Source organism: Tritonibacter mobilis (genome assembly GCF_001681715.1).
Taxonomy (GTDB): domain Bacteria; phylum Pseudomonadota; class Alphaproteobacteria; order Rhodobacterales; family Rhodobacteraceae; genus Epibacterium; species Epibacterium mobile.
The window spans coordinates 19,284-45,291 of the sequence record NZ_LNWY01000025.1 but is presented as its reverse complement, the minus strand read 5'-3'; the positions used below and the strand labels follow the sequence as shown (position 1 = coordinate 45,291).

The 26,008-nt window shown below is 56.3% G+C and carries 23 protein-coding genes and 1 tRNA gene; 10 read left to right on the top strand and 14 right to left on the bottom strand.

The window, feature by feature from the left end:
- Position 1: 1 nt before the first annotated feature.
- The 7 genes from UB90_RS20565 to UB90_RS20535 all read right to left on the bottom strand — a co-directional run bounded on the left by UB90_RS20565 (position 2) and on the right by UB90_RS20535 (position 6,383).
- Positions 2 to 382, bottom strand: coding sequence for an ExbD/TolR family protein (locus tag UB90_RS20565; RefSeq protein WP_009178561.1), 381 nt, complete (start codon positions 380 to 382; stop codon positions 2 to 4).
- Positions 383 to 388: 6 nt separating this feature from the next.
- On the bottom strand, positions 389 to 1,354 hold the full coding sequence (locus UB90_RS20560; protein ID WP_065326740.1) for a MotA/TolQ/ExbB proton channel family protein: 966 nt from the start codon (positions 1,352 to 1,354) through the stop codon (positions 389 to 391).
- Positions 1,355 to 1,519: 165 nt separating this feature from the next.
- A complete protein-coding gene (locus tag UB90_RS20555; RefSeq protein WP_065326739.1) occupies positions 1,520 to 2,590 on the bottom strand; it encodes a siderophore-interacting protein in 1,071 nt (356 codons plus the stop codon).
- A gap of 13 nt (positions 2,591 to 2,603) precedes the next feature.
- Entirely contained in the window at positions 2,604 to 3,386 is a 783-nt protein-coding gene (locus UB90_RS20550; protein ID WP_065326738.1) for an ABC transporter ATP-binding protein, read from the bottom strand.
- A gap of 3 nt (positions 3,387 to 3,389) precedes the next feature.
- The gene (locus UB90_RS20545) at positions 3,390 to 4,424 is read right to left on the bottom strand and encodes a FecCD family ABC transporter permease (protein ID WP_065326737.1); all 1,035 of its coding nucleotides are present in this window, start codon (positions 4,422 to 4,424) and stop codon (positions 3,390 to 3,392) included.
- Positions 4,421 to 5,449 carry a FecCD family ABC transporter permease gene (locus UB90_RS20540; protein WP_065326736.1) on the bottom strand — a complete coding sequence of 343 codons (1,029 nt, stop codon included), beginning with the start codon at positions 5,447 to 5,449 and terminating at the stop codon, positions 4,421 to 4,423. The genes UB90_RS20545 and UB90_RS20540 overlap by 4 nt, the downstream gene beginning before the upstream one ends.
- On the bottom strand, positions 5,439 to 6,383 hold the full coding sequence (locus UB90_RS20535; RefSeq protein WP_227512064.1) for an ABC transporter substrate-binding protein: 945 nt from the start codon (positions 6,381 to 6,383) through the stop codon (positions 5,439 to 5,441). The genes UB90_RS20540 and UB90_RS20535 overlap by 11 nt, the downstream gene beginning before the upstream one ends.
- 439 nt (positions 6,384 to 6,822) lie before the next feature.
- Here UB90_RS20535 and UB90_RS20530 point away from each other — a divergent pair, with 439 nt between their 5' ends.
- Genes UB90_RS20530 through UB90_RS20515 form a run of 4 tightly spaced genes read left to right on the top strand, consistent with a single transcriptional unit; the run spans position 6,823 to position 10,187 of the window.
- On the top strand, positions 6,823 to 7,488 hold the full coding sequence (locus UB90_RS20530; protein WP_065326734.1) for a GntR family transcriptional regulator: 666 nt from the start codon (positions 6,823 to 6,825) through the stop codon (positions 7,486 to 7,488).
- Between the two features lie 58 nt (positions 7,489 to 7,546).
- Positions 7,547 to 8,563, top strand: coding sequence for an ABC transporter substrate-binding protein (locus tag UB90_RS20525; RefSeq protein ID WP_065326733.1), 1,017 nt, complete (start codon positions 7,547 to 7,549; stop codon positions 8,561 to 8,563).
- Between the two features lie 54 nt (positions 8,564 to 8,617).
- Entirely contained in the window at positions 8,618 to 9,385 is a 768-nt protein-coding gene (locus UB90_RS20520; protein WP_065326732.1) for an ABC transporter ATP-binding protein, read from the top strand.
- Positions 9,378 to 10,187, top strand: a complete 810-nt coding sequence (locus UB90_RS20515) for an ABC transporter permease (protein WP_009178508.1) — start codon at positions 9,378 to 9,380, stop codon at positions 10,185 to 10,187. Before UB90_RS20520 ends, UB90_RS20515 begins: the two co-directional genes overlap by 8 nt.
- A 17-nt stretch (positions 10,188 to 10,204) precedes the next feature.
- On the opposite strand, the gene UB90_RS20510 is transcribed toward UB90_RS20515, so the two are convergent.
- From UB90_RS20510 to UB90_RS20495, 4 genes are read right to left on the bottom strand one after another with little or no spacing between them, the layout of a single operon-like run.
- Entirely contained in the window at positions 10,205 to 11,095 is an 891-nt protein-coding gene (locus UB90_RS20510; protein WP_065326731.1) for a helix-turn-helix transcriptional regulator, read from the bottom strand.
- A gap of 54 nt (positions 11,096 to 11,149) precedes the next feature.
- Positions 11,150 to 11,971 carry an ABC transporter substrate-binding protein gene (locus UB90_RS20505; protein WP_065326730.1) on the bottom strand — a complete coding sequence of 274 codons (822 nt, stop codon included), beginning with the start codon at positions 11,969 to 11,971 and terminating at the stop codon, positions 11,150 to 11,152.
- A gap of 24 nt (positions 11,972 to 11,995) precedes the next feature.
- Entirely contained in the window at positions 11,996 to 12,754 is a 759-nt protein-coding gene (locus tag UB90_RS20500) for an ATP-binding cassette domain-containing protein (RefSeq protein ID WP_065326729.1), read from the bottom strand.
- Positions 12,747 to 13,454: an ABC transporter permease gene (locus UB90_RS20495; protein WP_065326728.1), complete on the bottom strand. Its 708-nt coding sequence runs from the start codon at positions 13,452 to 13,454 to the stop codon at positions 12,747 to 12,749. Before UB90_RS20495 ends, UB90_RS20500 begins: the two co-directional genes overlap by 8 nt.
- A gap of 492 nt (positions 13,455 to 13,946) precedes the next feature.
- Between UB90_RS20495 and UB90_RS20490 the strand changes: the two genes are divergently transcribed.
- The 5 genes from UB90_RS20490 (at position 13,947) to UB90_RS20470 (ending at position 18,236) form a co-directional block, all read left to right on the top strand.
- Entirely contained in the window at positions 13,947 to 14,777 is an 831-nt protein-coding gene (locus UB90_RS20490; RefSeq protein WP_005614060.1) for a hypothetical protein, read from the top strand.
- Complete coding sequence (locus tag UB90_RS20485) at positions 14,774 to 15,787, top strand: endonuclease/exonuclease/phosphatase family protein (RefSeq protein ID WP_065326727.1); 1,014 nt, start codon at positions 14,774 to 14,776, stop codon at positions 15,785 to 15,787. The genes UB90_RS20490 and UB90_RS20485 overlap by 4 nt, the downstream gene beginning before the upstream one ends.
- A 95-nt stretch (positions 15,788 to 15,882) precedes the next feature.
- Entirely contained in the window at positions 15,883 to 16,986 is a 1,104-nt protein-coding gene (gene leuB / locus UB90_RS20480; RefSeq protein ID WP_065326726.1) for a 3-isopropylmalate dehydrogenase, read from the top strand.
- Between the two features lie 172 nt (positions 16,987 to 17,158).
- The gene (locus UB90_RS20475; RefSeq protein WP_065326725.1) at positions 17,159 to 18,115 is read left to right on the top strand and encodes a DMT family transporter; all 957 of its coding nucleotides are present in this window, start codon (positions 17,159 to 17,161) and stop codon (positions 18,113 to 18,115) included.
- Between the two features lie 44 nt (positions 18,116 to 18,159).
- Positions 18,160 to 18,236: transfer RNA gene (locus UB90_RS20470), tRNA-Pro, on the top strand.
- A 238-nt stretch (positions 18,237 to 18,474) separates the two neighbouring features.
- Here UB90_RS20470 and UB90_RS20465 read toward each other — a convergent pair.
- Positions 18,475 to 20,067, bottom strand: a complete 1,593-nt coding sequence (locus UB90_RS20465; protein WP_065326724.1) for an alpha/beta hydrolase-fold protein — start codon at positions 20,065 to 20,067, stop codon at positions 18,475 to 18,477.
- Positions 20,067 to 22,190: a TonB-dependent siderophore receptor gene (locus UB90_RS20460; protein WP_157888774.1), complete on the bottom strand. Its 2,124-nt coding sequence runs from the start codon at positions 22,188 to 22,190 to the stop codon at positions 20,067 to 20,069. Before UB90_RS20460 ends, UB90_RS20465 begins: the two co-directional genes overlap by 1 nt.
- Positions 22,191 to 22,390: 200 nt before the next feature.
- Between UB90_RS20460 and UB90_RS20455 the strand changes: the two genes are divergently transcribed.
- Complete coding sequence (locus tag UB90_RS20455; RefSeq protein ID WP_065326723.1) at positions 22,391 to 23,209, top strand: helix-turn-helix transcriptional regulator; 819 nt, start codon at positions 22,391 to 22,393, stop codon at positions 23,207 to 23,209.
- Between the two features lie 203 nt (positions 23,210 to 23,412).
- On the opposite strand, the gene UB90_RS20450 is transcribed toward UB90_RS20455, so the two are convergent.
- The gene (locus UB90_RS20450; RefSeq protein WP_081285629.1) at positions 23,413 to 25,542 is read right to left on the bottom strand and encodes a TonB-dependent receptor domain-containing protein; all 2,130 of its coding nucleotides are present in this window, start codon (positions 25,540 to 25,542) and stop codon (positions 23,413 to 23,415) included.
- Positions 25,543 to 26,008: the final 466 nt, after the last annotated feature.

Sequence of the window (26,008 nt, the reverse complement as noted above, 5' to 3'; positions counted from 1 at the left end):
GTTACTCCACCAGCACCACTGAGGTGAATCCAGCGCTGCGCAGACTTTCTGTCAGGGTCACGATCCGCTGCAGGTTTGCACCATCTTTGCCGCGCAAGATCAAAACGTCGCTTTTGTGTTCCATCAGGAGCTCTAATGCAGGTGCGAGCGCCTCTTCTGGAACGAGACGTCCATTCACAAAGACCTGCGCTGGGGCGACGTCGATTAATCGGGGCGGCCCGGTATACTCGCCACCGCCCGCAGCCAGCGGCAATGTCAGTGCAGCATCAATCCCAAAACGTGATGCCAGCATGAAAAAGACAAGCAGCAAGAACACCACATCGATCATCGGGGTGAGGCTGGGTTTGCGGCGTGGCCGCTGTGGCATGTCGTTTAACAGCATTGCGGATCACTCCGCCGCAAGGCGGATCTTGCTGGGCTGTTCGCTGACAAAAAGACGCGTTGCCCCATCCTCGACATCACGGCGGATACGATCAATCACGGCTTCGAACCACGTCAGCGCGGCGGAGGCGGGGATCGCCACGGCCATACCGGCGGCGGTGGTCAAGAGAGCCTCCCAGATACCGCCAGCGAGCATCGCCGGATCTGCCTTGGACCCGGCGGCCTGTAACGCCTGAAAGGCTGCGATCATCCCCATCACTGTGCCGAGAAGACCCAGCAGAGGCGCAATGGTCGAGATCAGTTCCAACGCCCCTAGACCGCTGCGCGCAGAGCCCAGTTCGCGTTTGGCGACGCGTGCTGTTTCTTCGCGTGCGTGGGCCTCTGGCATCGACTTGAGAGCGCCTAGTGCTGCGGCCACCACTTTGGAGCGCACGCCTCGACGGCCATGAACTAGCGCCAGCGCGCGATCCGCATCACCTGCCTCATAGGCGAGAATTGCCTGACGGGCTTTGCCCTTCGACCATGCACCAATGAGCGCAAGACGCCAAATTTTCCAAAGGATCAGCGCAAGGGTGACAACCGACAGTGCCGCGATGGCCCAAATGGAAGGGCCACCATCTTGCAGGAATGTCTTTGCTTCTTCGAACGCGCCGCGTGCCATTGATTGAACGTCGCCAGGGGTTGCGGGCTCTTCGAGGATGGGCTGTTCTTGCACTGTAGGATCTTCCACGGCGGCCTCTGCTACGGGTGCAGAAGTTGCAGTGTCATCAGGCGCGCTCGTGCTCGCATCACCAGCTGCGCTTGTCTCCGGTGCCGTTGTGAATTCTGGCGTTTCGGGCGCTGGTGGCGCAACCATATCTGTGCCGACTTCCGGCACAGGCGGTTGCGGGGTCTCTGCTTCTGGAGCGATATTCTGCGCGAGCGCAAAACCCGGCAGCAGCAAAAAAGTCGAGATAAGTAGGGAGGTTTTCATATTCGGCTCCGTGTAGCAATACATGGCGCAACGGTGCTCTTAGGGGGCATCTCGCTGGCAGGCTGACTTGGCTACACGGCGCGCATCATAGTGCTTGCCGAAGATGGCTAGTGGAGGATTGCCCTCCTGAATTGGCGCCTAATTTAGCATAGCATTTTTGTCAAGTTAACCCTGCGTATTGGAAATTGCAGGCCGGGTCCAATATGCGGCGATATAATGCTCTTTGGTATTCAGCCCCTCGGTTTTAAAAGCGGCTCGCAATTTTTGCGCGGCTGCCTTTTCGGCTGCAAGCCAGATCATCTGATCGGGTCTGTTGCGCATCGTTTCTATTGCCAGATCGCCAAGGTCGGAATCTGACTCTTGCACATATTCGATGCTTACACCGGGGTGGGTTGGCATCGGATAATGGGCTGAGGCGCTGCAGGTCTGTTGCAAAACCACATGCCCACTGGCGTTTGGCTCCAGTGCCTCAAGGATGCGCGCCACGGCGGGAAAGCCGGTTTCATCCGCATACATCGTGATCTGATCGACCTCTGGAATGCCACCACCACCTGGCCCGGTCAGTCCAACGCGAGTGCCGGGCGTCACGTTCTGCGCCCATGCGGTCGCGCGTCCGCCTTCATGGATGAAGATATCAAAGGTGAGCCGAGACGTGGATATATCCATGTCGCGCACGGTATAAACTGGCCGATGCAATGCGGCCTCCCCCTTGGGCCAGATGGTTTGGCCACTGTCTGACAAATACGGCCATTGCGGTTCCTGACGTTCGGGATTAGGCAGAGCGAGGCGGAAATGGATTGAGTCTGTGGTGAAATGCGACAGGTCTTCCGCCAGTGCGGTGACACGCAAGAATCCACCGGCCAGGGCTGTCACGTCCTCGATCGTTATAAACTGAAAGTTCGGTGGGCGGTTGCCAGCACTTTCCTGAGCATCTGACCAATGAATTGCCTTTGCAATTTCGGGCGAGAGTTCGTGCACGATATCCTGCAGGCTTTCTTTCAGCACATACAGCCAGTCAGACCGGCTCGACCCGATTTCTGCAATAGGAGCCTCATCCCCTTGCCAAAAGCGATAGGTGCCATAGGCGGTTTTGAGTTGAATTTCGGTTTCGCTGTCTTGCGCCAGCGGTAAGTCGAATTCCTTTGCACGATGTTGGATCGCGTTGCGTAAGGTCGGATATGAGATGTTTGGCAGCAAAGTATGCGCTGCGAATGGGAACTGCTCTTGTATGGACATGAAAGCGTCCTTTTCAGGTTGGAATGATATGAGGTGTGCCGTGATTTGGATCGGCGATAATCGTGCAGGACAGGCCAAAAACATCCTGCATCATGTTCTGAGTAATGACGGATTGCGGGGTGCCGGTGCTGTGGATCTGTCCCCCGCGTAGGGCAACGATGTGATCACAGTACCGGGCCGCAAGATTGATATCGTGTAAAACCATAGCGATGGTACGACCGGTTTCACGGTTGAGTTTGCGTACGAGTTCAAGCAACTCGACCTGATGCGGCAGATCTAGGTAGGTTGTAGGCTCATCAAGCAGCAGGAGCTCTGTGTCTTGGGCCAATGCCATGGCGATCCATGCGCGCTGGCGCTGGCCTCCGGACAATGTGTCTAATACGCGCTCTTCCAGCCCGTTGAGGCCAGTGGCAGAAATGGCTGCTGCAACGGCGGCCGCATCCTCGACAGAGTATTGTCGCCAAGCTGATTGATGTGGTGTGCGCCCACGCAGGACCAGATCTCGCACCGTTAATCCTTCGGGCGCGACGGGGGACTGAGACAGGATAGCCAGCCGGCGGGCGATGGATTTGCTGTTTTGCGCTGCGATGCTTTGACCGTCCAGGATCACTTGCCCGGAACTTGCTTTTTGTAGCCGGGCAAGGCTGCGCAGCAATGTCGATTTTCCGCAGGCATTTGGGCCGACAATTGCGGTGACTTGACCATCGGGCAAGCCGACTGACAGGTGATCCAGTACAGTGGTTCGGTCAAACTTGACGCTCAGCTCACAGGCTGCGAGGCGGGGTTCTGCGCTCATGGTCTAGAGGGCTCCTTTGCGAAATTGGGCGACGAGCAGCCACATCAAAACGGGGGCGCCGATCACGGCGGTAAAGACCCCTGCGGGCAGTTGAACGACAGAAAGCATACGCGCTGCGGTGTCCGCGCCTAGCGTGACCAAAGCGCCAACCAGCGCCGCCGCAAACAGGACGGGCGCCCCGGTTTTCAGCACCCTTCGGGCAACCGGGCCTGCCACAAATGCTACAAAGGGCAGAGGGCCTGCGACGCTCACGGCGAGGGCTGCAAGCAGAACGCCAACACCGGTGATGAGCAGACGCAAACCGGCCAGTCGGAGGCCAAAACCATGGACGAAGTCATCGGACATAATCAGACGGTTCAATGGAAATTGTAGCCAGATCAGAACCGGTGTCAGCGCGGCCAGACCGCCCCAAATCAAGGCTGCATCCGCCTGATTGCGAGCGTTGAGCGTACCGGTCAGCCATTGTGCCATATCGGCTGCGCGCTGCTCGTCGGTCATCGACATCAGCAAATCGCTCGTCGCGCCTAGGGTGAGGCTGGCCCCGATCCCCACAAGGATGAGGCGGTAGGGGTCAATACCAGATTTTCCGTTTCGATCCCATGCAAGCAGCAAGACCAGTGCTGCCGTCAAAAGCCCGCCCGTTAGGGCCCAAGGCAATACAAAACGTGCAGATCCAAATACGAGGATCGCAAGTACCGCAGCGCAACTTGCACCAGCGTTGAAACCAATCACATCTGGTGAGGCCATCGGGTTGCGCAGCATTGATTGAAAAATGGCACCGGACACCCCAAAGGCCGCGCCCGCACCAATCGCAACGAGCACACGCGGCAGGCGGTGATCCAGCAGGATCATCTGGCTGATCTTGTCCAATTCACCGCGATAGGCTGTCCAGAGATCGCCTGCACCCAGATCAAACTGACCCAGTTGCAAGGCCATACCTCCCGCAATCAGTAGAGCTAAGAGTAGCCCCATTCCGATGAGGAGGTGTCGTCTTGCAAGGCGTACAGACAGGGAGCCAAGCCGGACTGTGTAGATCATAGTTTGCGCACTCCCTTACTGCGCACAAGCCAGATCAGGACCGGGCCGCCGATGATCGCAGACATCACACCGGCCTGCATGTTGCTTCCGAACATGCCAGAACGTGCAATCAGATCTGCAAGCGCCATCAGGGTTGCGCCGTAGACTGCACTGTAAATTGATAGCCATCGCATATCGGTCGGGGCAGTGACGCGGGCCAGATGCGGTACGATCAAGCCGATGAAGGCAATTGGACCGGCCATCGCCACCGTCGTTCCACACAGAAGAACAATGGCGGCCCCGGTCAGAAGTTGCAAAAATCCGACTCTCACACCGAGGCTTTGTGCGGTACTTTCGCCAAGTTGTAGCGCGTTGAGGCTGAACCCGGCGGCAAATGCCAAGACCAATCCCACGATAAGAAACGGCATCAGAGTTGCCACCATGTAGAATGTGACGTTGTCAAAACCGCCCAATACCCAGACTCGATAGACCTCTAGCGAGGAACGGCTGACGAGAAGTAACCCACGGATCAGCGCATAAAAAAGGGCGCTTACGGCGGCTCCGGCGAGGATCAGTCGCCCAGTGCCAGAAGGGGCGTTTCCACCAAGTGCAAAAACCAGCGCTGCGGCAATTGCAGCCCCTGCGAGCGCGGCCCAGATAAACTGGGCAGGGTCAGTTAGCCCGAGCGCAATCGTGCAGATGACAACCCCAAGAGCTGCACCTGCGTTGACGCCCAACAGGCCGGGGTCTGCGAGTGGGTTGCGTGTGAGGGCTTGCATCAATGCACCAGCGACCCCGAGGCAGCCGCCGCAGAGCAACGCGCCAACCATGCGGGGCAGACGGATCTGCCATAGCACGATGTGATCTGCCGTATCGGGATCAAAAGAAAACAGCGCTCGCCCAATATCTGCCCAACCAATGAGGCGCACGCCAAGGCGCAAGGACAACAAAGCGCTAATCAGCATGGCAAGAATACCAATGCCGAGCCACATCAGGCGATGAGGGCGGTGCCCACTGAACGCGACGGAGGAGCTGTCAGCTGCCATCTGAAACGCCTTTTGCCAGAATACCAACTTTTTCAGAGCTTGTGACGGTGGTTTTGGGATCGCCGTCCATGGCCTGCTCCAGCAATGGCTCTAATTCATCAAGCGCGTAGTCGAGACTGAGCGGGCTTGAATGCGACACCGCTGACGACAGCAACGCACCTGAATAAATCTCGCGGCCCTCACGGTAGGCGCGCATGAAACGGCGCAGTGGAAGCCTGTTTAGGCGATCAATGGACGCACCGCTGTCGAGCCAGATCAATACATCCGCATCTATGGGTGATAGGTCTTCTGGCGAAATTGGAAAATAGCCCATGCGTGCGCCTGCATTGGTGCGAATAGCATCCGGCATCACGAACCCAAGCTGTGCGAGGAATTTTCCCCGGAGATCTGTTTCAGTGTATGCGCCAGTGGTACCCGCCCAGACCATGATACCCGTGGCGCCTTGCCAGTCCGGGTGGCGCTGACGCAATGAGGTAAAGCGCTGATCAATCCGGTCGATGACCTCGGTTGCACGCGAACTGCGTCCTGTTGCTTTTCCAAGCCTCATCAGCATGTATTGCCACGCCATGCTGTAATCCCCTTCGCCGGGCGCTGGCGCAATTGTGGGGGCAATTTGCGACAGAAGATCATATTCTCGTTGGGTAATCCCAGACCACTGCGCCACGATCAGATCTGGCTGGAGCGCTGCGATTCTTTCAATGTCGATTTCACCCTGCATCACGATCGGGGTTGCCTCACCAAGTGCCTTATTGGCCCAAGGCCAGACACCCTGAGGGTACGGTCCATACCATTTGCGCAACGCGTATGGCACCACCCCGAGGGAGAGCAGAAAGTCATGTCCAATGAAGCTAAGCGAAACGACGCGCTTGGGTTCCGCTTCAATTCGCGCAACGCCGTAGATCGTTTCGATTTCGACCGGAAAGCTCTGGGCCATAACGCGTGCAGGGAGCCATGACGCAAAAAATAAGGCGATGAGTAGAGCGAAACAGCGCATTATGTGCTGCTTTCACTTTGGTTGATATGGTCAGACAAGTCATTGTTGTTGAAGCATAAATTGTAGATTTCTGCGCGAGGTTTGCTCTCGATATTGCCCAGGTGGAGGTCCATGCGTGCAAACTCGCTTGATTGGTTTGGTGCTGCGGCGTCGATGCTGCGTTTTTTGGCGGCAACGGCTTGAATGCTTCAGCGGCTATAAAACCTATTTAAAAGAGTCAAGTATATAGCTGCTCGAAGATTTCCTGCTGAGGCGCTTTCTCGCGTAAACTTTGAGAGTCCGCGAAGGGTCGAAGAGAGCGCACTTATCGGACTGGCGGGTTGACAGTTTGGTGGAGCAGAGTCCTAAATATCCAACATTTTCGATTTTCAGGGATGAAATGCTGTTTTCTCGCCGATCCGCCGAAGACGAGACCGTCGTCGCCATGCTCGCATCAGCGATCCGGCGCGATATCTCCTTTGGTGTGTTGCACCCTGACGAAAAACTAAAAATCGAAGCCCTGCGCCAGCGATACGGTGGCTCTAATCATTCCATGCGGGAAACCCTGCGCATGCTGGTCTCCGAGGGGATGGTTGAAGCAACCAACCAACGTGGATTCCGGGTGACCTCCGCAACAGAGGATGATCTGGCCGACATCCTCATGATGCGGATCGAGGTAGAGAAACTGGCACTTGAACGCGCAATGAAGCACGGTGGTGTTGATTGGGAGGCGGCCGTCGTCGCAGCGCATCATCAGATGATACGTGCCGAAGACCAGCTGTGCCAGCAACCAGATGACGCCACGGCGCTTGGCTGGGACGAGGCCTGTCGATCCTATCTCACGACCCTGATCTCTGCATGTCGATCACCACGCCTTCATGAGATGGTTGGGCGGTTTTACGATCAGTCCCGCCGGTTCCGACTGGCGCGTCTCAGGGAAGGGCGCATAGATTTTGGGGCCCGCCGCGACCGGCATGAAGCCCTGAAATCTGCAGTGATGGAGCGTGATTTTGCATCTGCGCTCAGACTGCTGGAGGAAGATACGTGCGCAGATTTGCGTGGTTAATAAACTGACAAATACGACCGGATGCTTGCCGGTCAACGACCACAGGGAGGACACCATCATGACATTCAACAGACGACAGACACTGGCGCTTATGGGCGCGGCCGCCGCGTCCGGCCTCGCAGCTCCAGCTATTGCGTCGGGCAAAAAGCCGGTTGTGGGCGCACTGAGCCTTACGAGCCATTCAGGAAGCTTTATCGCACTGGAGCGCGGCTACTTCAAAGAGGCGGGACTTGATGTCGAATTGAAGTTCTTTCAGGCGGCACAGCCAATGGCGGTTGCGATTGCCTCTGGTGATGTAGATTTTGGCGTGACCGCGATTTCCGGCGGCTTGATCAGCCTTGCAGACAAGGGCGCGGTCAAGGTGATCGGGGGCGCTCTCTCCGAGGAGCCGGGCATCGACGGCCAGAAAATCCTCGCCTCCGACGCGGCGTTTCAGGCTGGCCTGACCTCAGCCACAGGTCTGGACGGCAAACGGTTTGGTATGACCACGGCGGGATCGTCCTTTCACTATATGGGATCAAAGATTGCGGGAGCCGAAGGCGGCACGCCACAGTTCGTGCCTTTGCAAAAAGTCGGCGCAATCATCGGGGCGCTCAAATCTGGCCAGATCGACGCATGGTCCATCGTGCCCCATATCGCGAAACCGCTGGCCGGTTCCGGCGCGGTGCATATCATTGGCAATGTCGCGGACTATTTGCCGAATTATCAGGTCACGACCGTTTTCACATCAGCCAAGAACGCCAGCGATGAGCGGGGTCTGACAGAGAGCTTCCTCAAGGGTTTTGGCATGGGGGTGTCGGATTACAACGCCACTATGGTTGACAAGGAAAACGGGGACGAGGCGATCAATGAGATGGTCGATCTGATCCACAAATATGTCTACACTGATCGCCCGCGCGAGAAGGCCGCGCCGTCGATCATCAATGGCTCCATGCGTCTGAACAAAGATGCTGCGATCAATGTCGCTTCTGTTGCAGATCAACTGGCGTGGATGCAGGCGGAAGGTCTGGTGAACAGCGAGATCACGCTGGAGACCTTCCTTGATACTAGCTACGTCGAGACCATCGGCGCCTGAACCGGAACTTCCGGGAGCGGCGGTGATGCCGCTCCCCACACAAGGCATATTCTCATGGATATTCGACTGGACGGGATCAGCCATTCTTATGGCGAGACCGAAGTCCTGAGGGACATTTCTCTGGACGTGGCCTCTGGGCAGATCGTCTGCCTCGTGGGGCCATCTGGATGCGGTAAATCTACGCTCCTGCGCTTTCTTGGCGGGTTAGAGCGGCCGTCAGCCGGTCGGGTTTTGCAATTGGGAACGCCGCCAGAAGGATGCCTCAACCCGCTCACCTATGTGTTTCAGGATTTCGCGTTGCTGCCTTGGCGCAGCGTACGCGGGAATATTTCCCTCGTGCTTGAAGATCACGGAATTCGCGGAGCCAAGGCAGAAGAGATCATCGCAGATGTGCTTGCGCGCACAAAGCTCACGGACTTTGCCAAAGCGCTGCCCAAACAACTGTCTGGCGGTATGAAACAACGTGTCGCGATTGCGCGGGCACTGGCAGTAAAGCCCGCGGTGATGCTGATGGATGAGCCGCTCTCGGCACTCGACAGTCAGACGCGCGAATTGCTGATGGATGATCTGATTGCCCTTTGGGAACGACAGCCTTTTACGGCAGTCTACGTCACCCATAACCTCGCTGAGGCGGTGCGTCTGGGGCATAAGATTGTCGTGCTGTCACGGCGTCCCGGGCAGATCCGTGAAGTGGTCGAAATCAAAAAAACCCTATCGCAGCGTGGTTATGCAGACCCGGAGTTAGAGCAGGTTCAAAAACACCTGTGGAACCTGATGCGAGACGAGGCCCGCGCGGCGGACGAGGAGTTGCTCAATGTCTGATACCTCTCTTTCCCGACAGCCGCTTGAGGTCCGGTTTCGCGGTGGTGGCTTTGCGCCCGGCAATCGTCGCTGGGTGGGCCTGGCGGTTTTTGTTGTCGTCATCGGGTTTGTCGAATGGGGCACGCGTGTTGGTTTCATCTCTGCACTGACGCTGCCTAAGCCCTCGGATGTCTTCGCGACCTTGGTCGAGCTATGGCAATCTGGTTTGTTTTTCAAACACATGGGGCCTTCGCTGACCCGGCTTGCGGTGGGGGCCGCGCTTGGGGCGAGCCTCGGGGTGGGGGTCGGTATACTGATCGGCCTGTTTTCTTACATCCGTGCTGGTTTAGTGCCGGTTATGGCGGCAATCTTTCCCATTCCCAAAATCGCGTTGCTGCCGTTGTTTGTGATTTGGTTCGGCATTGATGAGGGGTCGAAATACGCTCTGATCGCCTTTGGCACGTTCACGCCGACAGTGGTTGCCACCTATGGTGCGGTGGACAATGTGGATCGCTCCTTGATCCGTATGGGGCAGAGCTTTGGTCTGTCGTGGTTGTCAATTGTCCGCAAAATCGTCTTGCCGGGGGCGATGCCGGGTATCCTCTCGGGCCTGCGTATCAGTCTTGCGATTGCAATCATCCTGCTTGTGGCCGCAGAAATGCTGGGGGCGCAATACGGGATCGGTGCCTATATCCTTGAGGCAGGTTCCCTTTATGATCTGGAGCGTCTGTTCGCGGGCGTGGTCATCCTGTCGCTGCTCGGGGTACTTACGTCCGGGGCCATCGGCATGATTGAGCGGCGGGTGCTGGGCTGGCGTTCCTGAGGGAGCGCCGCGCCAAGTCAGGCATTCCAAAGCACCTTGCCAAGGCCGCTGACATCATAGCCGCCCATGCTTGCCGCACGTTGGGCGAACGCTTCGGTCTGACAGAAGGTCAAGAAACACTGAAATGCGGGCTCGAACCACGCTTTTCGGTCCACAAGCAACGCGAATTTTTCTTCGATGAGCGGTGTGAAACTTAACTCGTAACTCTGTGCGACGGCCTCTAGGCCAAAGGTCACATCTGCGGTGCCACGTCGAATGCTCTCGACTGCTTCATCTTCAGAACGGGCCACGTCTGACTGTGTCAGTTTGCCAAGATTGAGGCTCGTTTCAGAGGCTAAATCGAGAAACAGCCGATCCGTGCCAGAGCCCGCTTGGCGCGGCACAAACCGCAAGTCCGCGATGTCATCGAGGGCTGTCAATTCATGGCCATCGCCCCGATAAACGAGCCCACGCTGGCGGCTGGCAAAGTGAATCAGAACCGCGTTTTGACGCGCGGCCATTCGCTCTACAATAGGCGTATTCCATTGGCCGGTTTTGCTATCACGCAAGTGAAGTCCGGTGGCGATCCCGTCACCCTTGATGAAACGCTCCAACCCATCTTGCGAGCCGTCGACATAACTCGCAAGGCCAGACCGTGACTGGCGCATCGCCCAATCCAGCAGGGGATCATGACTGCCGAGCAGGATTTGTGGGCGTTCCATGGGCGTGGTGTTGTCACCGCCAGATTTTGCCCGTTCTATCCACGCTCGAATTTCGAGCGCAGGAAACAGCAATTTACCCGTAGCCCGAGAGCAGGGCACCTCACCCGATGCCGCGAGATCATAGATTTTGCGTTCCTTGAGGCGGAGCAACTCCGCCAGTTCAGGAACGGTGAGGTATTCGTGGTCTGGCAGATCAAATTTGGTCATGGTGCAGTCTAATAAGGGGGCGGCCGAAACACTGGCCGCTCCCCTTTGACTGTATCAGTTCTTCGGTGCGTTGGGGAAGAACAGTTGCTGCTCGCTCACTTTATAGGCGGCAATGGCGTTTTGGCCTTCATCCGAGATCAGCCAATCTGCGAAAGTCTTGGCGGCCTCGGCATTCACCGATGGGCATTGCTCCTGATTGACTGGGATAACGCCATACTGGTTGAACAGATCGTCGTCACCTTCGACCTTGATGGTGTAATCCTGCTTGTTATCAAAGCTGATCCAAGTGGCGCGGTCGGTCATCACATAAGCGCCCATGCCGATACCCGCATTCAAAGTGGCCCCCATGCCAGACCCAGTTTCGCGATACCACTCGCCAGAGGCTGCGGTGGGGTCGACACCTGCATCCGCCCAAAGGGCGACCTCTTTCTTATGAGTGCCGGAATCATCGCCACGCGACGCAAAGAGGGCACCGGTTTCGGAGATCTTTGCCAGCGCGCCTTGCACATCATTCATGCCTTCTACGCCTGCGGGATCGGCGTCGGGGCCAACAATGACAAAATCATTATACATCAGATCGGTGCGCGTGGTGCCAAATCCGGCCTCAACAAACTTTTCTTCCGCCGCCTTGGCGTGGACCAACAGCACATCCCCGTCGCAGTTCTGTGCGTTCTTGATCGCTTGACCAGTGCCGACTGCGACGACGTTCACCTGAATGCCGCTTTTGTCCTGAAACAGCGGCAGCAGGTAATCATAAAGACCCGAGTTGGCAGTGGATGTGGTCGACTGCACAATAATGGATTGGTCCGCCGCTATCGCGCCCGTGGCGAGGGTCAGCGCGGACAATGTCGCGCCAATGGTGTGGCTCAGTTTCATGTAGGATCTCCCTAGAGTTTTGGGTCAGAAAACAAGTCTGCCGTTCAAATAATCCCGCGCCGCAGGGGATTGCGGATTGGGAAAGAAATCGCGCGCGGCACTGTGTTCTGCGACACGGCCGCCTTGCAAAAAGACCACGTCATCAGCGAGGCGTTTGGCCTGCCCGATGTCATGGGTCACAAGGATGATGCGAATACCGCGTGCGCTGGCATCAAGAATGATGTCCTCAATGGCCTTCACCGAAGCGGGGTCAAGGCTCGCCGTTGCCTCATCAAGGAACAAGACCTCGGGTTCGGATGCCAAAGCGCGTGCAAGCGCCAAACGCTGCGCCTCGCCCCCCGACAGCCGCCGCGCCGGGTCGCGCGCTTTGTGGAGCAATCCCACGTGCTCAAGCAGCGAGTCCCTTTGTGTGAGGGGTTTGCGTCGCGCTTTCAGGACAAAATCGATGTTGGCTCCAACAGACCGGCGCAACAGAACCGGCTTTTGAAACACCATGGCCTGACGGGCTGTGACCTCCGTCGGGGATTTTCCGCCCCACTCGATCCGCCCAGCTGTTGGTTGGATCAATCCATGCAGCAGTTTCAACAACATGCTTTTGCCAGCGCCATTCGGACCCATGATCACCGTGCAGCCACGGGGGGCAAGATCTAAATCAAGCCCATGTAAAATAGAGGTCTCAGCGCATTTTAGGCCCAGATCGCGCACGCGCAGCGGCAGCAGGCAAGGATCGGTCGTTACCCGTTGGGCGGTTGGGCTGAAGGTTGCGATTTGGGCATTAGACATAGGCTTGCCTCCGAGCGCTCATACGAAGGCCTTGCACCGCGGCATTCACGCCGAGAGCAATCACCAGCAGGATTAGTCCCAGCGCCAATGCCAGCGCCAGATCCCCTTTAGAGGTCTCAAGCGCAATCGCGGTGGTCATCACGCGGGTCAGATGGTCGATGTTGCCGCCAACGATAATCACTGCGCCGACCTCTGCCACGGCTCTGCCAAACCCGGCCAGCCCGACAGTCAGGAGGGAGTACCGTGCATCCCATAATAAGGCCGTCACAGTCTGCATGCGGCTCAGGCACAGGGAGCGAAACTGTTCGGCGTATTCGGCGTGCAGATCTTCGATCACTTGTCGCGACAGCGCCGCAACAATGGGAGCGATGAGAATGGTTTGCGCAATGATCATTGCAGTGGGCGTATAGAGCAGCCCCAGAAAACCGAGAGGGCCGGAGCGAGAGAGGTGCAGATACACCAACAAGCCAACCACAACCGGCGGCAGCCCCATGAGCGCGTTCATCAGCACCAAAACCGCTCCACGACCGGGAAAACGGCTAATTGCCACCAATGCACCAACCGGAAATCCAATGAGACATGCCAACAGCGTCGCGCTGAGACTCACGCGCAGGGAAAGACCGACGATCTCGAACAGATCGGCGTCCCCGGATATCACCAGCTGAACAGCCAATGAAAGAGCTTCTCCCATGTTTTGCAAAATTTACGCCTTTTGCATTTTCTCCGACGTAGAGATTAGCGATCCACACCTCCGTCTCGCAAGGGATTCCCAATTGCAGGCGATAAAAACCTAAGTTCGCGGACATTTTGGACCTTTGAGAGATGCAAAATTTCCCTCATGTGGACAGTTTGATCCTGTGTGGTGGCAAGATCAAAAGCCGCATCGCTCTGCATGTGCGCCAACGAATTTAATGGCGTCTTAACTGCATACGGTGGCTGGAGTGCCTCATGATCTCTCAAGAATGTTCGTTAAGTGCATGATTTATCGACCTTAGATTGATGCATGCTGGCATCACTTCATGCCCGGCCTGTCAAATTTGATGCATTTTCTTAACCCTATGCTTGAGAAACCGGGAGACGCCGTGCACAATTAGGGCAAAAATGAGGCAGAGCAGCCTGACACAGTCGGGGTGCTTCATACCGGGTCATTCCACTAAAAAACCGGAAGACCCTAGGGTGAAGGGAACAGAGAGTGCTTGCACGCATAACAAGCGCGGCAATTCGTGGGCTATTGGTAGCGCTGCTGGTCGTGCTGCCTTCTTTGCTGTTGCCAGTAGCGGCAACGCAGTCTCCGGAAATTGTTGCCTTTACCGCATTGCTCGCGGGCGGTTTGATTTTTGCTGAGTACTACTCAAATTTCCCGAGCTTTCTGGAATTTCGAGATGCGCCACCGTTGAACCGCAGCCGGTTCATCTTTGTATCGCTCTGCATGATTCTGCTCAGTCTTCTTGCAGGTCATCCTTTTCAGCCCACGGGTTTTTCCGCCTTGGTGCATAAGCTTGCCTTTACGGTTGGCGATGCGCTCGACTTTGCTTATTCGCCGGTGCAACTGGCGCGGTTGATGATGCCGTCGCATGTTCCGCAATATACGGTGGATCTGGTGCGGGCGGCTGCTGGGTTGTCTTATCTGATCTCATTGGTGTCGATTGCGTATTTCGCCTATGTGATACGGTTGCGGAACTGGCCTTTGGCAAGCGGCACTTTTAACGTCTGGGTGAACTTGCCGTTGTTCGACCCGACCACCGGCGGTGATGTGGTGACCCGGCTGCAACGCGATGCAAAACTACATATTGTGGCGGGCGTTCTGCTGCCCTTTCTGCTGCCTGCTCTGGTGCAGATGACCGCCAGCGTATTTGATCCTGCTTTGCTTGGCAGTCCTCAATTGCTGATCTGGTGCGTGACCGGCTGGGCGATGGTCCCAGCGAGTATGATTACCCGCGGCATGGCGCGCCTTCGTGTTGCAGATCTGATCGAACAGAAACGCCGCACCTTCAATCACGACAACGACCTTCAAGTCGTATGATTGGGCGAGCGGCATTTACGTGGCTGCTCGTGACCCTTTTATTGCCGCTTGGTGTGACGGCTGAGACCATACGCGTTGCGACCTTTAATGCAGAACTGAGCCGCAAAGGGCCGGGGTTGCTGCTAAAGGATTTGCGCGGTGATAATGAGCAGGTGTTGGCGGTGATCGCGACAATTGCGGCCGCAGACGCGGACATCCTTGCACTGCAAGGGTTGGATTGGGACCATGAAAATACCGCGCTACGTACTTTGCAATCGGGTATCGCAATGCGTGGCGTGGAGTATCCTTATTTCTTCATGCTCAAACCTAACGCGGGCGTCGCTTCTGGATTGGATCTGGATGGTGACGGCCGAACGGGTGAGCCGGAAGATGCTTGGGGGTGGGGGCGGTTTACCGGACAAGGCGGTATAGCGCTGTTGTCGAAGTTCCCTGTAGCGGCGGATCAAGCGCAAGATTTTACCCAGATGCGCTGGCAGGATTTACCAGATCATCGCATGCCTCTCACCAAAGAAGGGCAGCCTTATCCGAACGCCGCGACCGCAGCACAACTGCGGTTGTCGTCCAGCAACCACTGGGCGGTGCCTGTGATATTGCCGGATGGCGAACCGCTCTGGATCTTGAGCTTTCATGCGACCCCGCCTGTGTTTGATGGGCCTGAGGATCGAAACGGACGACGCAATGCGGATGAGATCCTGCTTTGGGTGCATGTCTTAAACGGTTTGCTCGGCGACAGGATGCCTGAGCCGTTTGTCCTGATGGGGGATGCAAACAATGATCCCGACCGCGGCGAAGGACACAAGGACGCAATTCATCGGCTGTTGAATGATCCTCATCTGCAAGCAGTCGAGCCATCGGATTCACAAGGCGCGCATACGGTGAATTGGGAGCGAACCGGCCCGATGCGGGTTGACTATGTGCTGCCATCCAAAGGCATGAATGTGATCGATTCCGGCATCCTGCGCAGCAAAGGCAGCCGCCACGGGCTGGTTTGGGTCGATATTAGGCGCTGAAAGCGCTTCATGCGCAGCATAATTGCGCTGCGATTATTGACCCCGCGACAGCGGCCCGCTACGCCCTTTGGCAACACGTCAAAGGAGTTTTCGAGATGTCTAACCCATCGATTCTGATTTTGCCCGGAGACGGCATCGGCCCAGAGGTTATGGCGGAGGTCAAAAAGGTCATTTCTTGGTACGGTGCCAAGCGTGACGTTCAGTTCGATGTGAGCGAAGATCTCGTTGGTGGCTCGGCTTATGATGCCCATGGCACACCGTTGCATGACGACACAATGGCCAAGGCGCAAGAGGTGGACGCGGTTCTGCTTGGTGCCGTGGGCGGGCCTAAATACGATGCGCTTGATTTCTCCGTAAAGCCCGAGCGCGGCCTTCTGCGCCTGCGCAAGGAAATGGATCTTTACTCCAACCTGCGTCCGGCTCAGTGCTTTGACGCGCTGGCGGATTTCTCGTCACTGAAAAAGGACGTCGTCGCTGGTCTCGATATTATGATCGTGCGCGAGCTGACATCCGGCATCTATTTCGGCGAACCACGCGGCATTATCGAGGAAGGCAACGAGCGTGTGGGGATCAACACCCAGCGCTATACAGAGTCTGAGATCGACCGCGTTGCGCGCTCCGCTTTTGAACTGGCGATGCGTCGCGGGAAAAAGCTCTGCTCGATGGAAAAAGCTAACGTTATGGAGAGCGGCATTCTGTGGCGCGAAGTTGTGACAGAAGTGGGCAAGGACTACCCCGAAGTTGAGCTGTCTCATATGTACGCAGATGCTGGCGCGATGCAGCTGTGCCGCTGGCCCAAACAGTTTGACGTCATTGTAACCGACAACCTCTTTGGCGACCTGTTGTCCGATGCGGCAGCAATGCTGACAGGTTCCCTTGGCATGCTTCCATCTGCGTCACTCGGTGCACCGATGGCCAACGGTCGCCCTAAGGCGCTTTATGAGCCGGTACATGGCTCCGCGCCGGATATCGCGGGCCAAGGCAAAGCTAACCCGATCGCCTGCATTCTCTCCTTCGCGATGTCCTTGCGCTATAGTTTCGATATGGGGGCCGAGGCCGATCGTCTCGAGGCCGCTGTTGAGAAGGTTCTCGCCGATGGCGTGCGTACCGCAGACTTGCTTGGTGAAGAAGGGGTAACCCCGGTGACCACATCCGAAATGGGTGACGCGATCGTTAGCGCGCTCGACGCGAGCCTCTGATATTATTCTCATATCTTTACGTTCAGGCCGGAGTTTATGCTCCGGCCTGTTGCTTTTTCAACAAGCTGTGCCCTGAGAGGTCATCACGCTCTTGCCACATCCCCCTCGTCAGAGTTAGCGCTATAGGTGAGAGGCGCATCGGTCGCCAGTAAAGACGAATGTTGGTGATTGGATGAACATTAAAGCGGCGCTTTTGGCCTTGCTGGCCTATGGAATATTCTCCACCCATGATGTGGTGGTGAAATATGTCAGTGCGGAAGTCTCTGCTTTTCAGATCGTATTCTTTTCAAGCCTGTTGTCCTTTCCATTGCTGACGTTGATGATGGTGCGCGATGCAACGCCCGGCACACTTCGGCCTAACCGCCCCGGTTGGATCGCGTTAAGATCGCTCGCCATGGCGATCATACCGGCATGTGCGTTTTATGCGTTCTCAGTGCTGCCGCTGGCGCAGACCTATGCGCTGTTGTTTGCAACGCCATTTCTGATCACCATCCTTTCAATTCCTTTGCTTGGTGAAAAAGTGGGCCTGCCTCGAATGGCGGCGGTGATTGCGGGGTTTGTTGGCGTTTTGGTGGTTCTACGTCCGGGTGAAACCGAGCTGGGGCTTGGTCATGCCGCTGCCCTGTTGGCAGCTTTTGGAAACGCTTTTCAGTCGGTCATTTTACGCAAGCTCAGGCATGTGGAACGCCGAGTGGTATTGATGCTGTTTCCGATCCTGACGACAGTGGTGGTCATGGGGGTCGCTCTTCCATTCGTCTATGTGCCGCTCACCGGCGCGCAGATGGGGGGATTGGTGATCATATCCGCCTTCGGGTTTTGTGCCACCTTGCTGCTGGTTTATTCATACTCGCTCGGGGAGTCGGCCGTGGTCGCCCCGATGCAATATTCACAGATGATCTGGGCTATCCTGTTTGGTGTCTTCTTGTTCCAAGAGAGTGTGGATCTGCTCACAATCCTTGGTGCGGGTATCATCATCGCAAGCGGCGTCTTCATTGTCCTCAGAGAGGCCCGGGGAGGACGCTCTTCCACGACGCCTGTCCTTAAATCCCGCAGCCGCCCCGTCCTAAGCAGTGGCTTTGGTTTGTCTTGGTTGTCCAAGTCAAGTTCTGATGAAAATCGCTCTGAATAGGGCTTGCAAATGCTGTGGGCTAAGTATAATTCACGCGCCACGGTCGGAGCGTAGCTCAGCCTGGTAGAGCACTGTCTTCGGGAGGCAGGGGCCGGAGGTTCGAATCCTCTCGCTCCGACCAATAAAACAAGGCGCCCTTGGGCGCCTTTGTTGCTTCTTACACAGTGCTCTGAGGTTTGCTGGTCCCATACTCAAGGTGTTACGTGCCGGGGTGTGTTGGCATGGATCAAGCATGAAATGCTCCACCAGCGCGCAGACTGTAAGAGCATCAAGCACTGAAGCGGTGGTTTACCAGGTACTTCGTTGTGGATAGGTCAGTGTGCTTCGGCACTCGAGACTTATTACATAGAATCAGCACCTTATTCGCTCTCATCGCAAACCTTCGCACCGCCTCCAAACAGGGCGATCAGGCCGTCTCCGTAGCCACCTCTCCAGACGAAACTGTCGTGGCCTCCATCGTATTCACACCAATGGCTTTCCATGCCTTTCGCCTTAAGTACGGCATGCAGTTGCCGAGATGTCTCGCGGATTTCGTAGTGTCCTGTTGTGCTGGTTTCAAAACGGCCTGCGCCGATGAAGAAGCGAATTTCCTCTGATAGATCGCTTTCGATCAAGCGGTTGGCTACATAAGATAATCCGTTGTCTGATGCTGCACCTTCTGGCGCCCACCAGTAAGACCCCGAGAGTGAGATGACGTTCCCAAACGACTGAGGTTTATCCAAGGCCGCATTGGTTGAGCCAATTCCACCGTAGCTGGCCCCCGCCAATACCGTGCGGGTCCGGTCGTGTTCCATGCCAAAATGCTGCAACGCGCGCGGCAGGAGCTCTTGGGCCATGAAGGCGCTGAAGTCCGGGTTTCCCGGCAGTTCCGCACCGCGATGGGCCACGTCGATCGGATCAATAAATACAGCCGCGACAGGGGGGATGGCCTGTGATGCCGTAAGCCGGTCGAGCATCTGGGGGATCTGCATCTCTGCGATTGCTCTGGGGCCGTCGAACATGAACAGAAGCACCGCGTCGTTTGCATCCGGGCTGAAGTTTTCAGACCGGAAGAAGGTGATTTCGCGGCGATTTCCGAGAACATCCGATGCAAAACTCTCTGAGGTAAGATCCGGCGTTTTCGCGCCTTTCAACGGAAAGCCCGGTTGCACAGGTGCGTTTTCCAAGCTCACGGTGGACCATTGTTGCCAGCGACTGGGTGCCGTTTCCGGCCACGGCGCGCGATTACGCGGATCTGCAGCGGCGGTTGCGAGAATTGCCATGCGCTGATCGCGCGGGTTCCCGTCAAAGCGCGGCACATCTGGGGCGAGCCGGTAGGACAGGCGGGTTTCGTCTGGCACCTCATATGTTTTATACCAGATGTCACTATCGCCAAGACGGGCTAGCCAGTCATGATCCGAAGAGGGGCCGCCAAGGAGACGCACATTGTTTGCCGCCCCGCGATAGAGAAACGTCATGAGGGTGCGGCCATCGACATGTTCGATGAGGGGCGTGCCTTGCGCCGAGACATCAATCCAGAATGCGTCAGAATTTGCACCTGCCTGCAGTGCGGTCAGGGTTTGTTGTAGTTTGGGGCTGCGCAGCTCATGGGTTGGTGCGTCTTGGGATCCATTGGGGGTGCGACGGGTGAGCATAATCTCATAGTCTGTGCCTTTAGCGCCAACAATTTCGAGCCGCGGCTCATCAGTGGCTGCGACGAAATGGATGCGTTCTGAGCCACCCGATCCGCGCGCCAGCAGGCGTTTGTCCGTTGCGTTTGGCGCGAAGATATAGACCTCGGCTTTGCCAGGTTGCAGATGGCCACTGTAGTAATCGCCGATGTTACCTTCCAGCGCGATGATGGCGGCAGTACCATCAAGCGTCCCGCTGACATTCAGGTCTTTTGTGTGGGCCGCCAACGGCAGGGAGATCCCTGCCGCTGCTGCCATGACCAGTTGTCCAATGCGCGACATCAGAATGCAAAGTCCATGGATGCGGTGACTGTGCGCCCGGTGCCCACAAAACAAGCGTAGGTGGACGCGCATGATGCGGTGTAAAATTTATCTGCTACATTGCGCACGTTCAGCTGCGCTGTCAGCCCTTCGAGGCGGGGATTGCGACGTCCGAAATCATAACTCAGTGCAAGATCGACCAGAGTGACGGCCGGCACTTCAAAGCTATTACTGCCGTCGCCTTGGCTTGTGCCGATGTAACGCAGACCGGCCCCAAGGCCGAGACCCGAGTCCATCTGATAGTTCGCCCAGATGGACGCTTGTTGTTGGGGCAAACGCGCGGGTGTTTTGCCGACTTCGGAGGGTCTGACGGATTCCTCCACGATGGCATCAACATAGGAGTAGCTCGCAATAAGGCTCAGCCCCTGAGCCAGTTCGGCGCGCCCTTCGAGTTCAAATCCCTTGCTGGCGATTTTTCCGGTTTGTTCATAGCCCCCTAAGGTGGAGTTATAGTTGAGTACGCCTTTCTGAGTGATGTCGAACAGCGCGGCCTGTGCAAAATAGCGGCCATCCTGAGATTGCCATTTGACCCCGATTTCGACTTGCTCACCTTCTGTTGGGTCAAATGCAGGGCTGCCGGGCAGCGGCGTTTCCGTCACGGGTTCAAAGCTGGTTGAATAGCTGAAGTAAGGCGCAAGCCCATTGTCGAGGCTGTAAAGCGCGCCAATGTGACCGGTCAATGCGCTGTCGCTGTAGGTGTTCACTGAGCCGGCCAGATTGTCGGTCACTTCGGTTTCGAACCAGTCATAGCGCAGACCGCCCGAGAGCATCAGTGCACCGATCTCGACACGGTCAGAAATATAAAGACCAGCCTGATGCGATGTTGTGTCGGTGTTGCTCTGGCGATCTGTTAGCGGGTAGTCTTCGGGGTTAAGACCGTAGACTGGATTGCGCCAATCAATTGAGGGCACCGAGAAATTGAAGCCCCAAGCGTAATCTCGTTTGTTGCGCTGCAGGTCGACCCCGGCGAGCAACGTATGTTCCGCCGCGCCTGTCGAGAACCGGGTTTCGAGATTTGTATCTAGGGCGATTTGGAACAGATCATCGGTGCCGCCCGATGCGGTCCGAGAGATCGTCACTTCATCCGCTGCAAGCGAGCCCCATGTTAGGCTGCGGTATTTTGTTGCAAAATCGGTGATGTGCAGGTTCGAGCGCAGAGTGGAGGCTGCACCGATTTCCTGTTCGTATTGGAGTGAAAACGCATGTGTGGTGCGTTCGGACTGTTGAAAGCTCGGATCGGAGACCAAGAAGTCACGCGGGATATATCCAAAAAAGGTGGGGTCCAAGGTGCCGAGGCGTTCGCGGAAGTTTCGAAAACCGGCGTCTGGTTCGTTTTGGCTCAGGAAGGACAAGGTCAGGCTGCGGCTGTCATCGGGGCGCCAGGTGAGCGATGGCATGATCGCGTAGCGACGTTCCTTCAATCCGTTTTCGGGGGTGTCAGACTGCTGTGCCATCCCAACGATACGCCAAGCGTACGCGGGGTTGTCCGCAAAACTGCCCCCCATATCAAAGCTAAATTCTGCGCGGTTATCCGATCCCAGCGTCAACCGACCACGCCGGGCGCTTTCACCGGTGGGGCGCTTGGTCGCGAGGTTTATTATGCCGCCGGGATTGGCCTGACCATAGAGAACGGATGCCGGGCCTTTGATGACCTCAACCCGTTCAAGCAACCACGGGTCCATCTGGCCAAATGAGTTGCGGCCAAACGCTAACCCATCCACGAACCGCGGGGCATAGCCAAACCCACGGATGTATGTTTCGTCATGCAGGTTCGATGTGCCGCGATATTCTGTAAAGACACCCGGCGTGTAACGCAGAGCCTCAGCAACGCTCTGCGCGCCTTGGTCTTCGATCTGGTCAGCTGGAACGACATTCACTGTTTGATCGAGGCGGACAAGTGCGGTGCCTGTCTTACTACCCGATAAGGTATTCGTCGCAATGTAACCTTCGACCACGCCATCTGCGTCCTCAGCGACGACGTTGATCTCTTCCAGCTCTGTGACGTTTTGGGAAAGGGCGGCTGACGGAATAACAACTGTCAGCATAAGCGCGCCGAGAGAGGTGCGGGTCATGCGCTTCATCATTGGGGGGTCCTTTTTCAGCTGTACCCAGCTCGGCAGCATGGCGCTGTCATGTATTCGCTAGGCGGTCAGAATACTTGAGTCATTTGCGAGGTTATATTAGTGCTGAGCGTAGCCCGTCGATAACATTGGCATTTGAGTAGCTGACAAACGCCTTTGATTTCGCGCCAACACGTAAAGCTCCAAAACAGTAGGCAGAGCACATGGGCGTTGAACGATTTCCCGGAAATTTTCGCGTTGGCGTTTTGAACCAGCGCGTGGACGGCGTCATGGCGGAAGACGGCAAGCTCGCAGAGCCTAAGGTTTCGCTTCTTTGCCTTTTGTCAGGGCGGCAAAAGTTTCAGTTGGGCGCGCAGGAGTTCGCGATGGATGCCACGCAGTCCCCGGCTGCATTGCTGTTTCAAACAGATGCGGCGCTGCCCGTTCGTTTCCTCGAAAACCAAGGAAACCCGTTGATCAAAACGGCTGTGTCGATGTCACCTGACTGGATGCAAGTGATCGGCGTCGGGCGGATGCCATCGTTGATTTCGGGCGCGGGGCCTCTGGCCTATAGGGCATGGAAACCCGGATCGGCGCTGGTTGCCTTGGCACGCGAGCTTGTCGAGAACGAAGCCAAGATCACTCGCATGGCATTGGGTCTTGATCTCTTTAATGGCGCACTCGATGATTTGCGCAGGCGTGCGGATGACCATGCGCTGGTAATGCAGCATGCAAAGCACTACATCTCTCAAAACCTCCATCGCCAGATTTCCTCCAAGGATGTGGCGGCGGCCTGCGGTGTCGGTTTGCGCACGTTCCAACGTCTGTTTTCGCAATATGAAGGTGTGGGGCTGGGGACATACCTAAGGGCTGAACGCACGAACGCGGGTCGGGATGCAATAGAGCGGCTTGGGTTAAGCATCAGTGAGGCCGCATATCGTGTTGGCTATTCCTCGCCTGAAAACTTTGCGACCGCGATAAAGAAGGCCTTCGGTGTAGCGCCGTCCCATTTTCGCCAACGTGACGAAAGGATTGGGGAGTAAGCCCAAAAAAAGGGCAGGGGACGCCCTATCGGGCAGTTTTTCTTCAGCGGTTCATGCAACATTCGAGTGTGGCGGCTGGTTCAATAGCCGCTGTCTGCATCAGCCAATCGATACTGTATCGCAGCAGTCAGTACCTATGCTGCCGCCATTTGAAATGCGCCTCATCTGGGGAATTCTCAGACGAGGCGCAGGTTTCATTGACTTTAGAATCTCGCTGTTACGCCCGCGACGACGGTACGTCCGCGCCCGCTCAATTCTTGGTACCCTGAGACGCTTCCCCCAGAATAGCCGTATTCTTTGTCAAAGGCATTTTCCACCGAGACAAAGAGTGTGGCGTGATCTGACAGCTCATAGCTGCCGTAAAGATCGACGAGTGTGTAGCTGTCCATAGTCTCCACGTAGGCTCCATCCGGCCAATTCGACCAGTCAAATGCTGCCTGTGTGGCTTTGCCCGTGTAACGCACGATCCCGCCAAGCGTCAGATGTCCATCCATGGCCCGGAACCCCAAGTCGAGAGACGCTGATGTATCAGGCTGAGCCGAGGTCAGACCGTTGCCCATCGCGGTTCCCTGTCCAATTGGTGCGGTATCCGTATCACTAAGTGACAGGTTCAGTTTTGCATAGAACCGACCGGTATCGACGCCGCCCTCCAGTTCGAGACCTTGCATGGTGGTGGTGTCATCGGCGTTGACCCACATCGCGCGGGTAAAAGACCGACCGGGAATTTCTACAAAATCATTGTAGATATAGTCATCAATCCGGCTGTGGAAGGCTGTTACCTTGAGCCACGCCTCATCGCCAGATGAAAATAGGCCAGTATCGCGATACTCTGCGCTCAGTTCAAAAGTTCGACTGAATTCAGGTTTGAGGTTGATATTGTTGGTTTCACCAGTGCCGACACCATCGCCAAACGGAACGAGACTATAGAACGCCTCATGCGTTGTGGGCGGGCGGAAGGTGTGGGCATAGCTGGCGGAAAGCATGACCTCTGAGGAGAGTTGGTAGTTGATACCAATGTTTGGAAGTAGCTTGCCTCCGTTCCTTTTTACCCAGTCATCACCGCAGCTTGGTCCCCCTGCTGGACAATCCGCTACGCCCGCGCTGTAGGGCGGGCGATAGCCATTGATGCTCCAGTGATCATACCGCAGCCCCCCGAGGAAAGTGATGCGCCCGTGGGTGAATTCTGCATCGGCAAAGATACTGGCTTTGTCGAGTTTGCCCGGATGATTGCCACCTCGCATCGCATGCGTCTGAAAATCATCGCGGTTCCAGCTGATCCCGTAGTTGAGCTTAATGTCTTCGCCACGTCCTGTTTGCAGCAGGCTGGTGTTGGTAATGGAAAAACCGGACGTCTCTTCCTGCGTTTTGCGCCCCGCATAAGACCCGCCCGTGCCCGGATATTCTAGATTTGTATCGTTATAATAGGCAGCGAAGGTGAGATCGATTAAATTGCCGCCGGGCGTGAACTGATAGTCGAGCGTCCATGTGCGGTTGTCCACATCCCAGCCATATCCTGAATTGCGGAAGCTGTTTTCATACCACCGATATCCCAGCGCCACGCGATGCTGATCGTTGGGCACGAATTCCACCTTTGCCAAAGCTCCACGTGGTGTATTGGCCGAGCCGCGATTCCAGTCAGAGCTGTCGAGCTCTCTTCCCGATCCGGTCTGGTATTCGCTTTCTTCGGATTCAGCATAGGCCAATACCACATCAATATGGCCTTGTTGCTCCCAAATCCCTTCAAACCGCTTCCCGATCGCCAGCACGCCGGAATGGTCAAAGCCGTTGCTCCCTGTTCTGAGGCGCGCCATGATTCCTTGGTTTTGACCGGCTTTCACAACATCGCTAAACGTGAGTGTACGGAAATTCGCAGCCCCAGCGAGGGTGCCGGCGCCGTGTGCGCCGTTGACCACGCCGCGTTCGATTTCGACGCCCGCAAGCAGTTCAGGATGCGTGTAGAGAAGATTGCCGCCGGAGCTTTCATGTCCTGCGGTATTCTTGAAGGTCTGCGGCACACCGTCGATCATGCTATTGACCCGGCCATATCCCGAAAGGCCGCGGATATTGACTTCAATTCCCGGCTGGTTAGGGCTTTGGCGCGTTGAAACGCCAGGCGTGGAGTTTAAGACATTCTGCGGGTTTGTCGCACTCTTGAGTATGAGGTCGTCGGAGGAAACAGCTGTGTCTCCCTCATGTCCTTCGGTGACTTTTATTTCCTGCAGCGCGTGAGGCTCTTGTTCGGCTGCATGGGCATTCAGCCCCCAAAGACTGAGCGCAGCACAACTGGTGGTCGTCGTTAAGACACGACGAAGTATTCGCAAATTTTGCGGCATGATCGTTTCCTATGAATTTTGAAAGACTGGCTTTCCTAAATTGCTACCGGAAACCGAAAATACTGGTTGGGAGCGATCTGAGATTAGCTGAAGGCGCTCATGTAAAAGCACATTGGTGCAAGAGGTGCAACTTTGGTTTTAATTGTAGATTATTGATCCACATGGTCTTGTTCTCAATCAAAAGCTGGTGGTTCGCAGAGGTGATGACGCAGGCGGGGATGCCGTGGCCTGTGTGAACACCACGCAAAATCAATGAATTATCACCTGTTTTTATTGAGTTTAAAGCCAATCGATTACGAGGGCCGCAAGCCCAATTGCTGACGTTAACCCTACTCAGCTCGCACCTGTCATCAACATGTGGATTCGGGTGAGGCTTCCGGCAGGTTGAAATCCACCTGAAGCGCGCCGCATTGCCAGTCCCGACCGATGGCGTCGCGCAGGACATATTCCTGCTCTGGCCCGTAGA

Coding starts and splice junctions, on each gene's coding strand:
- UB90_RS20535 (WP_227512064.1), bottom strand. CDS start 6,383: ATGGCCCAGAGCTTTCCGGTCGAAATCGAAACGATCTACGGCGTTGCG.
- UB90_RS20450 (WP_081285629.1), bottom strand. CDS start 25,542: ATGCCGCAAAATTTGCGAATACTTCGTCGTGTCTTAACGACGACCACC.
- UB90_RS20550 (WP_065326738.1), bottom strand. CDS start 3,386: ATGAGCGCAGAACCCCGCCTCGCAGCCTGTGAGCTGAGCGTCAAGTTT.
- UB90_RS20510 (WP_065326731.1), bottom strand. CDS start 11,095: ATGACCAAATTTGATCTGCCAGACCACGAATACCTCACCGTTCCTGAA.
- UB90_RS20565 (WP_009178561.1), bottom strand. CDS start 382: ATGCTGTTAAACGACATGCCACAGCGGCCACGCCGCAAACCCAGCCTC.
- UB90_RS20515 (WP_009178508.1), top strand. CDS start 9,378: ATGTCTGATACCTCTCTTTCCCGACAGCCGCTTGAGGTCCGGTTTCGC.
- UB90_RS20460 (WP_157888774.1), bottom strand. CDS start 22,190: ATGATGAAGCGCATGACCCGCACCTCTCTCGGCGCGCTTATGCTGACA.
- UB90_RS20475 (WP_065326725.1), top strand. CDS start 17,159: ATGAACATTAAAGCGGCGCTTTTGGCCTTGCTGGCCTATGGAATATTC.
- UB90_RS20485 (WP_065326727.1), top strand. CDS start 14,774: ATGATTGGGCGAGCGGCATTTACGTGGCTGCTCGTGACCCTTTTATTG.
- UB90_RS20465 (WP_065326724.1), bottom strand. CDS start 20,067: ATGTCGCGCATTGGACAACTGGTCATGGCAGCAGCGGCAGGGATCTCC.
- UB90_RS20525 (WP_065326733.1), top strand. CDS start 7,547: ATGACATTCAACAGACGACAGACACTGGCGCTTATGGGCGCGGCCGCC.
- UB90_RS20530 (WP_065326734.1), top strand. CDS start 6,823: ATGCTGTTTTCTCGCCGATCCGCCGAAGACGAGACCGTCGTCGCCATG.
- leuB (WP_065326726.1), top strand. CDS start 15,883: ATGTCTAACCCATCGATTCTGATTTTGCCCGGAGACGGCATCGGCCCA.
- UB90_RS20560 (WP_065326740.1), bottom strand. CDS start 1,354: ATGAAAACCTCCCTACTTATCTCGACTTTTTTGCTGCTGCCGGGTTTT.
- UB90_RS20520 (WP_065326732.1), top strand. CDS start 8,618: ATGGATATTCGACTGGACGGGATCAGCCATTCTTATGGCGAGACCGAA.
- UB90_RS20505 (WP_065326730.1), bottom strand. CDS start 11,971: ATGAAACTGAGCCACACCATTGGCGCGACATTGTCCGCGCTGACCCTC.
- UB90_RS20455 (WP_065326723.1), top strand. CDS start 22,391: ATGGGCGTTGAACGATTTCCCGGAAATTTTCGCGTTGGCGTTTTGAAC.
- UB90_RS20540 (WP_065326736.1), bottom strand. CDS start 5,449: ATGGCAGCTGACAGCTCCTCCGTCGCGTTCAGTGGGCACCGCCCTCAT.
- UB90_RS20500 (WP_065326729.1), bottom strand. CDS start 12,754: ATGTCTAATGCCCAAATCGCAACCTTCAGCCCAACCGCCCAACGGGTA.
- UB90_RS20545 (WP_065326737.1), bottom strand. CDS start 4,424: ATGATCTACACAGTCCGGCTTGGCTCCCTGTCTGTACGCCTTGCAAGA.
- UB90_RS20555 (WP_065326739.1), bottom strand. CDS start 2,590: ATGTCCATACAAGAGCAGTTCCCATTCGCAGCGCATACTTTGCTGCCA.